We start from the raw sequence: 15,690 nt of genomic DNA on the forward strand, positions 1-15,690 counted from the left end.
TGTACGGAACAAATCATATGAGGTGAAATAAATGGAATTAGCAGAAATAAGACATGAGTTAGAAAGTATGGCTAAACGTTTAGCGGACTTTAGGGGGTCTCTTTGACTTAGAGGAAAAGAGAGCCCGTATTGCTGAACTAGAAGAAGTAATGTCAGACCCTACTTTTTGGGACGATCAACAAGAAGCACAAAAAGTAATTAATGAAGTAAATGGTTTAAAAGATCTCGTGCATACCTATGATCAACATGTAGAGAACCACGAGAATTTGGAAGTGTCCTACGAGCTAGTAAAAGAAGAAGACGATGCAGATCTTCGTGAGGAACTAGAATCAGAGGTAAGTGAGCTAACGGCTGCGTTAAACGAGTTTGAATTGTTTATGTTATTGAGTGAGCCATATGATAAAAACAATGCAATTCTAGAGCTTCACCCTGGTGCTGGTGGTACCGAGTCACAAGACTGGGCGAGCATGTTACTTCGTATGTACACTCGTTGGGCAGAGTCGAAGAACTTTAAAGTGGAAACAATGGATTATCTGCCTGGTGAAGAAGCTGGTGTGAAGAGTGTTACGTTGTTGATCAAAGGTCACAATGCATACGGTTATTTAAAGGCTGAAAAAGGGGTACACCGCTTGGTTCGTATTTCGCCTTTTGACTCGTCAGGTCGTCGTCATACGTCATTTGTGTCGTGTGAAGTAATGCCGGAATTGGATGATGACATCGATATTGAAATTAGAACAGAAGACATTAAGATTGATACGTATCGAGCAAGTGGTGCAGGTGGACAACACATTAACACAACTGACTCTGCAGTTCGTATCACACATATACCAACCAACTCGGTCGTTACATGTCAATCCGAGCGTTCACAAATCAAGAACCGTGAACAAGCGATGAAGATGTTAAAAGCAAAACTATATCAATTAGAAATCGAAAGGCAACAGCAAGAATTAAATGACATCCGTGGTGAGCAAAAAGAGATCGGCTGGGGTAGCCAGATTCGTTCTTATGTGTTCCACCCATACTCGATGGTAAAAGATCACCGCACCAACCATGAAGTTGGAAATACACAAGGTGTAATGGACGGGGATCTAGATCCGTTTATTGATGCATATTTACGTTCACAGATGAATTAATAAGGAAGCTCTCTTCTTTTGGGAAGAGAGCTTTTTCTATGCAGCAATAATCAGGAGATACTGATTTATGTGCTAAAGTCACTGAATTATTAGGAAAACTTACTGAATAATAGATGTAAGACCCTGAATCAGGTGTCGATTTCACTGAATAACACTTGAAAGTAACTGAATTACCTCCTATAAAAAATCATCATGTAGTCATTCTTGCTAGAGTCTTATGATAAAATGATATGGTGAAAACTTCCTTAATGGAGCGATGAACCATGAAATTCAAGAAATTTGGTATGATTTATGAATTAACATTAGCGGGACTCGTAATCTTTTCACTTGTTGTAGATATCGAACACCAACAAGTATTGGATTGGTTCATTTGGATGCTTTTTGTTATAGATTATGTCGTTAGATTTTCGATGGCAGAAAAGAAATGGCAATTTGTAAAAAGCAACCCGCTTGATTTAATTGCGATTATTCCATTAGATCAAATCTTTAAAGCTGCAAGGCTTGTTCGATTAGTACGGGTCATTCGTCTATTAGCTATTTTTAGGCGCAGAGTATCTATACTAGATCAGCTTTTTCAAAACTATAATATCGATCGGTTTTTTACGCTAGTCATTGTCATGATGTTTATTGTGGCTATTCCAATGCGGTCAATCGAACCAAGTTTCGAAAGCTACGGAGATACGTTTTGGTGGGTGATTGTAACAACCACGACTGTCGGATATGGCGATTTTTATCCAGAAACTGCAATTGGTAGAATCATAGCGACTTTCCTCATGATTGTTGGAATTGGTGTTTTGGGTGTAGTAACCGGAACTGTGGCATCCTTCTTTACGAAGAAAAATCAATCGGAGGAACTGCCCGATGAATTGGAATTTGTTAAAACAAAGTTAGAGAAGTACCCTGATCTTTCTAGCGATGATTATGATTTAATGGTTCGTCATTTGGAAAAAATGAAAAGTGAAGCTACTGATCTACATAAGTCGAAAGCCTGAAATTCACTTTCAGGCTTTTTTCTGTGGAAGAATAAACAGGAGATACTGAATTATGAGCTAAAGTTACTGAATTATTAGGATAACAAACTGAATAATGGATGAAAGATCCTGAATCATGTGTCGATCTCACTGAATAACACCAGAAAGACACTGAATCCACCGCCTCGCCACGCGCACGACGCAAGATAAAGGCACTGAATCGCCCGCCATCATAGTTCCTACCTTTATCCCTCCACTACTATACTGTGCTAAACTCTGTTGAGCTGGGCAGGATAAGAGTGATATACTCCTAAAGTTGACTATTGAACTTATATAGAGGTGTTTTTTATTATGATTGCAAAATATAGACGTGAGCCAATGCCACGCGCGCTAGTGAATACGATTGAATATGTTTTAGTAGTGATCGGTTCATTTTTTGTTGCAGTAGCATTTAATGTGTTTTTGCTACCAAACGAAGTTGCATCTGGTGGAGTAGCCGGAATTAGTACGATTACGAAGGCGGTATTTGGTTGGGAGCCATCCATTGTACAATGGGCAATGAATATCCCGTTGTTTATTGCTGGCGTTATCATTCTCGGGAAAAAATTCGGTGCGAAATCGCTAGTCGGAACGATCATTCTGCCTTTGTTTGTTTTTCTAACGAGAGAGTGGAATCCTGCAACACCTGACCCATTATTAGCAGCGATTTTTGGTGGTATGATTGCCGGTCTCGGGATTGGTATTGTTTTTCGTGGGAAAGCCTCCACTGGTGGGATTGACCTTGCAGCGCAAATCCTGCACAAGTTCTTTCCACTTCCACTAGGTATTTGTGTCGCTCTATTTGATGGGGTTATTGTTTTAACTGCGACCTTTGTATTCTCGATTGAACAAGGGCTTTACGCCTTAATTGGGTTGTTTGTAACAAGTCGTACGATTGACTTTGTACAAGTTGGTTTAAATACATCCAAAAATGTGATGATTATAACCGATCAGGTTGAAGAGGTTAGGCGTGCATTATTGGAAGATGTCGATCGTGGTGTAACAGTATTGAATGGTACAGGTGGATATACGGATGAGGCAAGAAAAATTATTATGTGTGTATGTGCACAGAATGAATTTAGTAAGGTGACACAAATAGTAAGACGTGTCGACGACCGTGCATTTGTTGTCGCAATGAATGCGACGGAAGTGTTAGGTGAAGGGTTTAAAACAACATAAAGCGACATCAAAAAACTACAAATAGTATCATGTTTGTAGTTTTTTATATACTATGAATTGGTTTTCTATGTAATTCCTCCCTTTCTTCACGAAAACATCCACTTGAACCTGTCTTTTACCCCCAAAAACAAATGAACCTAACGAAACACTATCAATATTGGGGGTGTTTATATACACAATCCTTAAAAAAGTGCCAAAAGTTAACACAGTTTGAAACATAAATGTAATAAAAATAGGACTAAAATTTTTGCTATAAGATGTTATAATGTAAAAGACCCGTTATTTCGACAGAAAAATCCAGGGTTTTAGACCTAAGTAAAATGAAAACAACTAGTTTTTTAACATAAAAAAAAGATAAGGTGATAAATTATGATCGATATGCAGGGCGTTTACAAAACATATCCAAATGGTGTAACAGCTTTGAACGGCATTGATGTCACCATTGAACAAGGCGAATTTGTTTATGTGGTTGGGCCTAGTGGAGCCGGTAAATCTACTTTTATAAAATTAATCTTCCGAGAAGAAAAACCTTCCAAGGGTTCCATCGTTGTTAATAATATGGACGTCCCATTTTTGAAATGGAAGCAAGTTCCTCTTCTTCGTAGAAATATAGGTGTTGTCTACCAAGATTTTAAGTTACTCCCGAAAATGACAGTTTATGAGAATGTAGCATTTGCATTAGAAGTTATTGAAGAGACTCCTAGAAACATGCGTAGACGTGTGATGGAAGTACTAGATTTAGTTGGTTTAAAAAATAAAGCACGCTTTATTCCAGATGAACTATCTGGCGGAGAACAGCAGCGTGTATCGATTGCAAGAGCGATTGTTAACTACCCGAAGCTTTTAATAGCGGACGAGCCTACTGGAAATTTAGATCCTGACACGTCATGGGATATTATGCGGATTCTTGATGAAATAAATGCAAGTGGTACAACTATTATTATGGCTACCCATAGTAAGGAGATTGTAAACACAATTAAGAAGCGTGTAATAGCAATTGAAGGCGGCTTAATTGTCCGAGACGAACACCGAGGTGATTACGGCTATGAGGCTTAATACATTAAAAAGACATTTCCGTGAAGGTGCTAAAAATATATGGCGTAACAGTTGGATGACAATTGCGTCGGTAGGTGCCGTAACAACAACGTTAATTCTAGTTGGGGCATTCCTGGCGCTCATGATTAATTTAAATCATATTGCAGATAACTTAGAAGAAGATGTACAGATTAAAGCATTCATCGATTTGACTGCAGATGAAGCTGAAATTGAAGCGGTAGGCGAAGAGCTTGAGAGAATTCCTGAAGTATCACTCGTACAGTTTTCCACGAAAGAAGAAGAGCTTCAGAGTTTAATAGAAAGTATGGGAGAAGAGGGTAGTATCTGGGACTTATACGAACAAGATAATCCACTAAGTCACGCTTATGTTGTTAAAACAACAGATCCGCTAGATACAGCGTCTGTTGCAACAAAAATTGAAGCAATTGATAATGTTGAAAAAGTAAATTATGGACAAGAAGTAGTGCAAAACCTGTTTACATTTAATAGTTATGCTCGAAATATTGGCTTAGCATTAATTATTGGACTCGTATTTACCGCGATCTTCCTAATTTCGAATACGATCAAAATTACGATTATGGCTAGAAGAAAAGAAATTGAAATTATGAAGCTTGTCGGTGCTACAAACGGATTTATTCGTTGGCCTTTCTTTGTAGAGGGACTATTACTTGGTGTGTTAGGAAGTATTATTCCGATTGCTGTGATCGTGAGTGCTTATTACTATATCACTAACAATGTGGATACACTGACGCAATTTGAATTTGTGGAACTGTTAGAATTCAATCCATTTGCATGGCAACTATCCTTGCTTATTCTAGCAATTGGAGCGGGAATTGGTGTTTGGGGCAGTGTAATGAGCGTTCGTAAATTCTTGAAAGTATAAAAATAGAATGCTAGTTTCTAATGTCGGAAGGGGAAAAACGAATGAAAAAGGGCTTATCTTTTATCGTCATCAGCATCGTTTGCATCGTGACATTCATACCATCCTCGATACAAATCTCTGCTGAAACTATTGGTAATGTTGATAGTAAGCTTAATGACTTAAACAAACAACAACAAGAAGTGAATAAAGAGCGTGACCAAGTTGGTAGTCAGGTAGAAGATACCGAACAGAAGATTGAAGAAAATTTGGAAGAACAAGATTCAGTTAATAAAGAAATAGATACAATTAACGCAAAGCTTAATGACACGCAATCCAAAATTACTGCAAAACAAAATGAAATCACTCAAACAAATAATGAGATTGATACAACGGAAAAGGAAATAGAAGTTACGATCGAAGAAATTGCTACACTAAAAGAAGAAATTGAGGAATTAAGAGAAAGAATTGAAACACGTGAAGAGCTACTGAAAAATCGTTTGCGCGCGATTCAGCAAAACGGTGGAGAAATCAGTTACTTAGAAGTAATTATGGGTGCCCAAAGCTTTGGAGATTTTATTAATAGAGCTACTGCCGTCACCAAGATCATGGATCAGGATAAAGGGATTATGGAATCTCATATGGATGATAAAGATGATCTTGAAACGAAAAAAGTAAGTGTAGAAGAGAAACAAGTTGCTCTAGAAGAGAAAAAAGAAGGCTTAGTTGCAACAAAAGCATCGTTAGAACAACAACAACAACAGTTGAGCTCACTTAAGGCAACGTTAGATAGCCAAAAGTCTGAAAAAGAAACACTAATGGCTCAGTTAGAAGAAGAGCATCAACACTTAGAGAAATATCAGATTTCACTTGAAGAAGAAAAAGAAATTCTAGCGGCAAAAGCGTCATCGATTGAAAAAGCGAAACAAGCGGCTCAACAAGAAAAGCAGCGCTTGGAACAACTAGCAGCGGAAGAAGCGAAGAAAAAAGCTGAACAAGAAGCTGCAGGTAACGAAGGCAATTCCGGTGACTCAGGAGAACCTGCGGCACCATCTAGTCCAAGTGCAGGTAAAAGTGATTTTATTATACCAGCTGATGGAAGACACACTTCTGGAATAGGTTGGCGTTGGGGAAGTTATCATAAAGGAATCGACATCGCGGCAAACTCAGGTACACCAATTTATGCTACCGCTTCTGGTGTTGTCATTGATGCGAGATTCCACAAGAATAGTAACGGTTCACCTGGGTATGGTAATCGTGTTATGATTTTGCATGATGTAAATGGCACGGAGTTTACGAGTGTATATGCACACATGACGCATTATATTGTCGGTGAAGGACAACTTGTAACACAAGGACAAATCATTGGTTATATGGGTAGTACGGGTGATTCAACAGGACCACACTTGCACTTTGAATTGCATAAAGGTGGCTGGTCTTACACGACAAAATACGTAGTAAATCCATATAGTTATATTAAATAATTCACGAATGTAACATGAATTGGACATGTATTGCATACGATAAACAAATAGCAAAAGGGCATCGCACAAATCGGTTGTGATGCCTTTTTGTGCAATACATAGTAGAATAGCAACAAGACAAACATTTTTTTTGAGGTGAAATATGTGAACATAAAAAAAAGGTACATTGCAATCATTATTGTTGCAGCGTTATGTATGGGTGCACTTGGTTCCTATGCAGGTGTGAAGCTTGCTGAATCGGGTCAAACGAATAACGAGCAACAATCAAGCCAGACAGTAGAAGACAATACACCAAGTCAACAAGAACAACTAGAAAGTCAAAATAATGACATGCCGAAAATGGCAAAAGTTCTACAAGCATTAGAAACAATTGAACAAAATTACTTAGAAGAAGTAGACGAACAGCAACTAATTGAAGGTGCTATTCAAGGAATGCTTGATACGTTAGAAGATCCTTATAGCGTTTACATGGATAGTGAAACAGTACAAGAGTTCACGGAGCAAATAGAGTCCTCATTTGAAGGTATTGGTGCAGAAGTAAGTATGCGTGAAGGAAAAGTAACGATTATTGCACCAATCAAAGATTCGCCTGCGGAAGAAGCTGGATTAAAGCCAAATGATCAGATTCTGAAAGTGAACGAGGAGAGCGTGGAAGGACTTGACTTATATGATGCAGTTTCTAAAATACGTGGTGAAAAAGGATCGACAGTTGAGTTAGAGATTCAACGCCCAGGTGTTGCTGAACTGCTAAGTATTGAACTTGTTCGTGATGAAATTCCTTTGGAAACAGTTTATGCAGAAACTGTAGAGGTTGATGGACGTAAGGCAGGCATTATCGAAATTACATCCTTTTCCGAAAATACTGCAAACCGTTTTAAAGAAGAATTAACGAAGCTAGAAAAAGAAGGAATCGAAGGACTTGTCATTGATGTACGAGGCAATCCAGGAGGCTTATTACCTACGGTTGAGGAGATCCTGAAAAACTTTGTTACAGAAGATATACCTTATGTACAAATTGAAGACAAGGAAGGCAAGAAATCTAGATATTTCTCTGACTTATCAGAACCAAAAGACTATCCGATTAGTGTGTTGATTGACGAGGGTAGTGCATCAGCATCAGAGATATTAGCTGTTTCATTAAAAGAAGCTGGTGACTATGAAGTCGTTGGAAGAACTAGTTTTGGTAAAGGTACGGTACAACAAACTATCCCAATGGGTGATGGTAGTACGATTAAGTTAACCTTATTTAAGTGGTTATCACCAGAAGGGAATTGGATAAATGAAACTGGTGTGGAGCCAACAATCGAAGTAAGTCAACCAGATTACTTTTATACCAACCCGATTCAAATTGAAGAAACATTAACGTTTAATGAGAGTGATCCTAAAATCGCCAATGCGCAAATCATGTTAAAGGGTCTAGACTATGAGCCAGGGCGAGAAGATGGTTACTTTAGCCAAGAAACAGTGGAAGCAGTAAAGCAATATCAAGCAGACAATGGAATCAATGCTACCGGTGAGATCGATAAACAAACAGCTGAAAAACTACAAACAAGCATCATTGATCTAATCCGAAGCGGAGAAAACGACACACAAAAAGAAAAAGCATTAGAAGCATTATTCCAATAGTGGGAAATGCTGTTTTGGATAAATGAACAGGTGCCTTGTTCCAGTCTTAGCCTAAATCGCAAATTGTGATTTAGGCTTTTTCTTTGTATTCAAGTATTGTTATGATAGGGGTATATCAACTTTTAAGTAAGGAGTTCTAGCGCATTTAAGAACACTATAATATCACCACAACATTTAGGGAATTTATGGATGAATCTTGAAAAAGAGAGGCGTGGGAACTTTCTCTCTAATCCAAAAAGTGAAAAGTAAGTGACAAGGAGGAAAACTCTATTGTATTCTTAGTATAGAGGCAGGGAAAATGGACACGTGTATCGAAATTAACTTATCATACACAAATGTGTTTATAGGTGTTGGAAGGAGTATAAGATGGTGGAATGGCTCATTGAATTAGGAAGAGGAATTGGCAGGCTTTTTTTATCTCCTTTATTTTATTGGTTCTTTATCGTATTGTTAATTGCGCATAAATCTCGAGTAAAAAAAGAAAGGCGCCATTTTGGTACGAAGATTTATGATATTTTTTATGAGATGAAACACACGTGGCTCATATCCTTAATCAGTGGGATTGTGCTATCTGTTATCGTGATGGTTGCAGGTGTTTCTTTAAGTTATCCGGTTATATTGCTATTATCTATCATTACTATTCTATTATCTATTGTAGGTAGATTCACATGGCTATCAGCCGCTTATATTTTTAGTTTTACCTATATCGTTTTGCTAGTTATTCGAACGTTTTTCACAGACTATGTGCCCGCTGCGTGGTTGGAAGATCTACAACAAGTTGATTTTGTTAGTTTTACAACACTATTAGGGATTTTCTTGGTAATAGAAGCAATAATTATGATGCGGATGCGACAAAATCACACTTTCCCTGAATTAGTGAAAGGAAATCGTGGGAAATGGGTTGGCCAGCACCGTATGAAGAAAATAACGATGATTCCCTTTTTTACATTGATTCCAGGAGGGCCGATCGTATCTTTTGCTTCATGGTGGCCTGTTTTTGATGTGAATGGTACAAGCTATTCTCTCATGCTTGTCCCAATTATTTTTGGATTTGAACATGTTGTGAAAGGAACAATACCAGTCAAGGCATTTCGTACATTAGGTAATGCTGTTTTAATTCTAGGTCTAATTACGATTGGGATTGCCGTGACAGGGTACTATCTATCTGTCCTTACGCTAGTCAGTGCGATCATTGCGATTTTAGGAAGGGAATTTATATCGTATCGATTCCGCTTAAACGATCAAATGAAGCAAGCCTTCTTTAGCCCAGAACCGAATGGGCTACTAGTACTTGGTGTGATTCCAAATACACCAGGTGAAAGTTTAGAACTGATGCCAGGGGAAAAAATTATGAAGGTTAATGGCAGAGTTGTTACTAGTGAACAAGCGTTTTATGAAGCACTGCAAGCGAATAGTGCTTATTGTAAATTAGATATCCGTGATGTCCGTGGGGAACTTCGATTTGCTCAACGTGCAATCTATCAAGGAGAGCATCACGAACTTGGCATTCTTTTTGCAAAAGAACATTATCGAAATAACGACCTTAAGTCTAGAAAAAAAGCACAATAGTTAGGAAGAAACGGCTGCGATATCGCAAGCCGTTTTTTTCTATGCACATTAGGTTACTTGTGATCTTTCCCAACAATACCGTAAAACATTAGCTTTGTAATTTCTTCAGAAAGGGGGAGAATCTTTTGATAGACATCTTCTCGTTGCATAACCTCTCGTAGCATTTGAATATAAAAGAGGATTGCTTCATTGGAGACAGAAGCATCAATTTCACCTTTGTCTTTACCTTCATCAATTAGTTCTACTAGCCTTGGAAGCATTGTTTTTGCGATAAATTCTTCCAAATATGCGATCCCTGAAGTATATTCCTTCATGAAATAGTTATAAAAATCTTGATTCATCTGATTAGTAGCTGTTTTCTTATTAAAAATGATTGCTTTTATTTTTTCTGAAGTGGCGATGTTACTATTCAAAATTTCTTCAGTATCAATCCAAGCTGTTTCGACGTAGTAAATCATCACCTCATAAATCAAGTTATGCTTACTATCAAAATAATTATAAATCGTCACTTGGGACACGTTTGCTTGTTTCGCAATTTCTGCAATCGAGACTTTTTGCACACCAAACTTCATAAATAAGTCTAATGCAGCTTCTAATATATTTGTTTTTTTCACTTCTGCTCTACGTTTAAACCCGTCCACTAGCTTTCACCTCATTCTTAGTTTAATCAAAATTATGAAATATAACAATAAATTGATTTCAAAAATATATTGTAATGCACAAGGAAATTGTATATTATGAACTATATAAGTTTAAATATTTCATAATTTATAGTTTTTCCTACTAAGAGGAGGATGAACATGTCGATTCTAAAAACGACGAATTTAACGAAGAAGTTTGGTAAGTTTACCGCATTAGATGGAGTGAACCTAGAGTTAAACAAAGGCGAAGTTTTAGGATTTATTGGACCAAATGGTGCAGGTAAATCAACAACGATTCGTGTGCTTTTAGGTATTTTGAAAGCAACAGAAGGAGAAGTATCAATTTTTGATAAAGATGCATGGAGTGATGCAGTGGAGATTCACAAGCGTATTGCCTATGTTCCTGGGGATGTCAATCTTTGGCCGAACCTAACTGGTGGAGAGGTGATAGACTTATTCGCAAAACTACGTGGATCATCCAATACAAAAAAACGTGATGAGCTCATTGAAAAATTTGATTTAGACCCGACTAAGAAATGTCGTACGTATTCAAAAGGAAACAGGCAAAAGATAGCATTAATTGCTGCATTTTCATCAGATGCAGATTTGTATATTTTAGACGAACCAACATCAGGGCTTGACCCTTTAATGGAAAATGTCTTTCAGGAATGTGTGAGGGATGTAAAAAGCGAAGGAAAGAGTGTGCTTCTCTCTAGTCATATTTTATCGGAAGTGGAAAAGCTATGTGACCGCGTCAGTATTATCCGACAAGGTGAAATTATCGAGTCAGGCTCGTTAAATGAATTAAGACATTTAACTAGAACACAAATGTTGGTAGAAACAAGAGAACCACTTGGACAACTAGGTAACTTAAAAGGAATTTATGCTATTCAAAAGAAAGGTCAAAGTACTTCGTTTCAAATTGATTCGAATGAAATTGACAATGTCATTAAATATCTTAGTCAGTTTGGGATTGTGAAGCTGGAAAGCGCACCACCAACGTTAGAAGAGTTATTTATGCGTCATTACGAAGGTACAGAAGACCGTGTGGGAGCAGGAGGGACGGACTAATGGCTAGTCAATCTTTTGCTAAAACAGGACTCCTGTCGCGATTAATTCTAAGACAGGATCGGATCCGAATCCCACTATGGTTAATTGGCTTAAGCTTCTTTACCTTGATTATTCCAATTGCGTTTATTGATCTTTACGGTACAGAAGAGCAACGTGCAGGCATCATCGAAACGATGCAAAATCCTGCGATGACGGCAATGGTTGGTCCAGCAGATTTTGCTAATTATACGTTAGGTGTCATGACTGCACATAATATGATTTTAATGACGGCAGCGGTTGTAGGATTAATGAGTATTTTATTGGTGAGTCGTCATACGCGAGGTGAAGAAGAGGACGGACGAATTGAAATGGTTCGATCGCTTCCTGCAGGTAGGCTATCTAATTTAAATGCAACATTACTCATTGTTGCGTTAACAAATATTTTGTTGGCACTGATCGTTGGTTTTGGCTTATATCTGTTAGACATCGAGAGTCTCGACCTGGAAGGCTCGCTCTTATATGGTGCGGTTTTAGGGGGAACGGGATTAGTGTTTGTTGGTGTGACTGCACTGATGGCCCAACTCTCCGAAAGTGCACGGGGTACTACGGGTTTATCAATTGCAATTTTACTCCTAGCTTATCTATTACGTGCCATAACAGATGTAAGCAATGAGAAGCTATCTTGGTTGTCACCTTTAGGCTGGGTGACGAAGGCAGAAGTGTATGCATCGAATAATTGGTGGCCGGTAGTATTCATGGTTGTTTTTTCTATTATTCTATTATTCTTCGCTTACTATCTTAATGCTATCCGTGACTTGGGTGCTGGGTTTATTCCATCAAAGCCTGGAAAAAGACACGCGTCTCGTTTCTTACAAAGTCCAGCAGGTTTGGCCTTACGATTGCAACGAACTGGTACGATTTCATGGGCTATTGGTATGCTATTATTAGGAAGCTCTTATGGTTCTGTACTGGGAGATTTAGAATCATTTTTTGCTGGTAACGAGTTAATTGAACAAATGTTAATGCAACAAGAAGGCTTAACGATTGTCGAGCAATTTTTGCCACAGTTAATGATCGTTGTTGCATTGCTCGCAACGATTCCGCCAATCATGGCAATAAATAAATTATATGGGGAAGAGAAAAAAGGACGGATCGATCATCTATTAGGAAGAACTGTTTCCCGAACACGATTAATCCTTAGTTATGTGATTATTGCGGTTGTAAACGGATTTGTCATGCTGTCTCTAGCTACCTTTTCCCTATGGGCTTCGGGCACTGCAGTCGTAGAAGGTGGACTATCTTTTGGAAAAATTTATGGTGGAGCACTTGCTTACTACCCGGCAATGGTTGTTATGATAGGTATTTCGGCGTTGTTGATTGGTTTTATACCTAAGCTAACAAGCTTGGTCTGGTTATATGTGTTTTATTCCTTTATCGTGCTCTATTTGGGTGGATTATTTCAATTCTCGGATTGGGTTGGTCAAATCTCGCCATTCGGTTTTGTACCGAGATACCCTGTGGAGGAAATAGATTTTCTTTCTATGCTCGTATTGAGTGTGATCGCGCTTGGGTTAATTGCAGCGGGTGTGATTGGGTATAACAGAAGAGATATCGAATAATAGGAGGGCCTCTGGTTGTTGTGAACCAGGGGCTTTTAGTGTGGATCTGGTGAGTTACTGAATTATTTTGGAAGTTACTGAATTATTGCTAAAAGTCACTGAATTACTGAGAAAGTTAATGAATTATTGCTAAAAGTTACTGATTTACTGCTACAAGTCACTGAATAAATCAGGTGGATGCGCAAATATCCCCTTTTTTCATTAAAAACTAATCATAAACCGTATATGATTTTATCATAGAGAACCTTTGCAGCATCACGTGGTTTTTTTGTGGGGAAAATGGTAGTATAATAGATTAATGCACAGTTGGAAAGGACGTTTTAAATAGATGCGTACGAAACAAAAACAACCTGAAATAAACCCGTCTTTTGATCCGTGGGAAGCGTATATGGATGTAGAAGAACATGGGGAAATGACGTTAACAAATATCGAATTTACAACTACAACACTATGTAACATGCGTTGTGCACATTGTGCTGTCGGTTATACATTACAAGACCAAGACCCGGATGCATTACCAATCGAGTTGCTGCTTAAACGATTAGATGAGATTCCTCATCTGCGGACGTTAAGTATTACGGGTGGCGAACCGATGATGTCGAAAAAGTCGGTTAGGAATTATGTTGTCCCGTTGCTTTCCTATGCGCACGAGCGTGGTGTCCGGACGCAAATTAATTCCAATTTAACATTGCCATATAATCGTTATGAAGAGATTATTCCATACTTAGATGTACTACATATTTCGCATAACTGGGGAACGGTGGAGGAGTTTGTGGAAACGGGGTTCGCGCGGATGGAGCGCAAGCCTACGGAACAAAATAGAGCGATGTTTTTTGATCGCATGGTAGAAAATGCACAACGATTATCTAAGGCTGGGGTGATGGTCTCTGCAGAAACGATGTTAAACAGACGCACGTTCCCTTACCTTGAAAAAATTCATGACCATGTGCTAGAAATGGGGTGTGCACGGCATGAAATTCATCCGATGTATCCAGTTGATTTTGCTAGTAATTTAGAAACGCTTAGCTTGGAAGAAATGGCGCAATCGATTCATAGGTTGCTAGATCATCGTGATCCGAATTTCTGGATGTTATTTGGCACACTTCCAATCTATCCATGTAATACTTCATCTGAAGATTTAAATTTATTACAACGTTTATATAAAGAAAAAAATGTAACTGTCCGTAATGATCCTGACGGGCGTTCTCGTCTGAATGTGAATATATTTACTGGAGAAGTGATTGTTACTGATTTTGGTGATGAACCATCGTTAGGCAACATTCAGCATACTCCTTTACCAGAAGCGTACGACCGTTGGATGAACACAAAAACAGCGCAAAGCTTAAATTGCCACTGTCCGGCTGTAAAGTGCCTTGGTCCAAATGTACTGGTGAAAAATACGTATTATGATGATGTGGATTTTCAAAAAAGACAAGCGAATATAAGTTTATAGTTGTGGAAAAAGGCATGAATCTGATAAAGGGTTATGTCTTTTTTATTGTGGCTTTTAATATGATGATGTAATAAACATAATTTGCGACAAGAAACTTTGTCGTAGCATAAAAAAACACGTCGCTTAGCAAACAAAGTGCAATTACTAAAAACGGATTCTTCTTAATTTGTTGAAACCCATAGTAATGCTTGTCCGTATAGAGGATATAGTAAAGACTAACTTGTTCAAATTCCAACAATAATCGTAACAATGACGAAAAAGACAAATATAAGGAATAGCCGGTGATATAATGGAAGAGGTACAAAAGGATCAGACAGAGAGGTTGAGTAGTATGGACGTGTTTCAAGATAAGTTTAACCATTGGAAGAATGGGCTACTAATGTACAAATTCGCACTGGATGAAATTAATACAAAGCTAAATATATTGAATGAAGAATTTCAGTTCATTCATAACCATAATCCGATTGAACATATTAAATCGCGGATAAAAGATCCATCAAGTATCATGAACAAATTAAACAGAAAAGGACTATCGGTCACATTGGAAAATGCAAGATCGTATGTCCTGGATATAGCTGGTGTTCGTGTTACTTGTTCCTTTGTTCGTGATATTTATAAAATACATGAAATGATCGCTTCTCAAGATGATATTAACGTGATTCAGACAAAAGATTATATTAAGAACCCGAAGGAGAACGGCTATCGAAGTTTGCATATGATTCTGGAGGTACCCGTATTTTTAGCAAACCGGACAGAGTATGTGCCTGTTGAGATACAAATAAGAACGATAGCCATGGATACATGGGCGAGTCTGGAACACAAGATCTTTTATAAGTTTGATCAAGATATTCCAGAAAAGTTGAAAAAAGAACTAAAGCTGGCTGCCGATACAGTAACGGCACTTGATGATAAGATGGAATACATTAACACAGAAGTGGACAAAATTAAATATACCTCTAAGGTTTCTAACGTATAACCCAAGCATATGCTTGGGTTTTTGTTTAGGCTCTT

At 38.0% G+C, this 15,690-nt stretch carries 13 protein-coding genes; 12 read left to right on the forward strand and 1 reads right to left on the reverse strand.

The genetic code is table 11. The annotated features are described in order from the left end of the window. Positions 1-31: 31 nt before the first annotated feature. The 8 genes from prfB (at position 32) to NYQ66_RS16185 (ending at position 9,916) form a co-directional block, all read left to right on the forward strand. A protein-coding gene (gene prfB / locus NYQ66_RS16150) for a peptide chain release factor 2 (protein ID WP_259870873.1) occupies positions 32-1,133 on the forward strand; the annotation gives its coding sequence in 2 pieces (ribosomal slippage) (positions 32-103 and positions 105-1,133; 1,101 coding nt in all). Positions 1,134-1,396: 263 nt separating this feature from the next. Next, positions 1,397-2,125: a potassium channel family protein gene (locus NYQ66_RS16155; protein WP_259870874.1), complete on the forward strand. Its 729-nt coding sequence runs from the start codon at positions 1,397-1,399 to the stop codon at positions 2,123-2,125. Between the two features lie 330 nt (positions 2,126-2,455). Beyond that, on the forward strand, positions 2,456-3,322 hold the full coding sequence (locus tag NYQ66_RS16160; protein WP_259870875.1) for a YitT family protein: 867 nt from the start codon (positions 2,456-2,458) through the stop codon (positions 3,320-3,322). Between the two features lie 369 nt (positions 3,323-3,691). Beyond that, complete coding sequence (ftsE, locus tag NYQ66_RS16165) at positions 3,692-4,378, forward strand: cell division ATP-binding protein FtsE (protein WP_259870877.1); 687 nt, start codon at positions 3,692-3,694, stop codon at positions 4,376-4,378. Further along, positions 4,368-5,261 (forward strand): permease-like cell division protein FtsX, encoded by an 894-nt coding sequence (gene ftsX / locus NYQ66_RS16170; RefSeq protein WP_259870878.1) that lies wholly within the window; start codon positions 4,368-4,370, stop codon positions 5,259-5,261. Before ftsE ends, ftsX begins: the two co-directional genes overlap by 11 nt. A 41-nt stretch (positions 5,262-5,302) precedes the next feature. Further along, complete coding sequence (locus NYQ66_RS16175) at positions 5,303-6,721, forward strand: murein hydrolase activator EnvC family protein (protein WP_259870880.1); 1,419 nt, start codon at positions 5,303-5,305, stop codon at positions 6,719-6,721. 144 nt (positions 6,722-6,865) lie between these two features. Further along, positions 6,866-8,347 carry a S41 family peptidase gene (locus NYQ66_RS16180; protein WP_272480017.1) on the forward strand — a complete coding sequence of 494 codons (1,482 nt, stop codon included), beginning with the start codon at positions 6,866-6,868 and terminating at the stop codon, positions 8,345-8,347. Positions 8,348-8,713: 366 nt separating this feature from the next. After that, a complete protein-coding gene (locus NYQ66_RS16185) occupies positions 8,714-9,916 on the forward strand; it encodes a PDZ domain-containing protein (RefSeq protein WP_259870881.1) in 1,203 nt (400 codons plus the stop codon). A gap of 53 nt (positions 9,917-9,969) precedes the next feature. Here the strand turns inward: NYQ66_RS16185 and NYQ66_RS16190 are convergent, their stop codons facing one another. After that, positions 9,970-10,557 carry a TetR/AcrR family transcriptional regulator gene (locus tag NYQ66_RS16190; protein ID WP_259870882.1) on the reverse strand — a complete coding sequence of 196 codons (588 nt, stop codon included), beginning with the start codon at positions 10,555-10,557 and terminating at the stop codon, positions 9,970-9,972. Between the two features lie 159 nt (positions 10,558-10,716). Between NYQ66_RS16190 and NYQ66_RS16195 the strand changes: the two genes are divergently transcribed. The 4 genes from NYQ66_RS16195 to NYQ66_RS16210 all read left to right on the forward strand — a co-directional run bounded on the left by NYQ66_RS16195 (position 10,717) and on the right by NYQ66_RS16210 (position 15,655). Continuing rightward, positions 10,717-11,628, forward strand: a complete 912-nt coding sequence (locus NYQ66_RS16195) for an ABC transporter ATP-binding protein (RefSeq protein ID WP_259870883.1) — start codon at positions 10,717-10,719, stop codon at positions 11,626-11,628. Then, positions 11,628-13,226 carry an ABC transporter permease gene (locus NYQ66_RS16200; RefSeq protein WP_259870884.1) on the forward strand — a complete coding sequence of 533 codons (1,599 nt, stop codon included), beginning with the start codon at positions 11,628-11,630 and terminating at the stop codon, positions 13,224-13,226. Before NYQ66_RS16195 ends, NYQ66_RS16200 begins: the two co-directional genes overlap by 1 nt. Positions 13,227-13,554: 328 nt before the next feature. Next, entirely contained in the window at positions 13,555-14,679 is a 1,125-nt protein-coding gene (yfkAB, locus tag NYQ66_RS16205; RefSeq protein ID WP_259870885.1) for a radical SAM/CxCxxxxC motif protein YfkAB, read from the forward strand. A gap of 331 nt (positions 14,680-15,010) precedes the next feature. Beyond that, a complete protein-coding gene (locus tag NYQ66_RS16210) occupies positions 15,011-15,655 on the forward strand; it encodes a GTP pyrophosphokinase (protein ID WP_259870950.1) in 645 nt (214 codons plus the stop codon). The last annotated feature ends 35 nt before the right edge of the window (positions 15,656-15,690 follow it).

Source organism: Aquibacillus koreensis, assembly GCF_025154055.1.
GTDB lineage: Bacteria > Bacillota > Bacilli > Bacillales > Amphibacillaceae > Aquibacillus_C > Aquibacillus_C koreensis.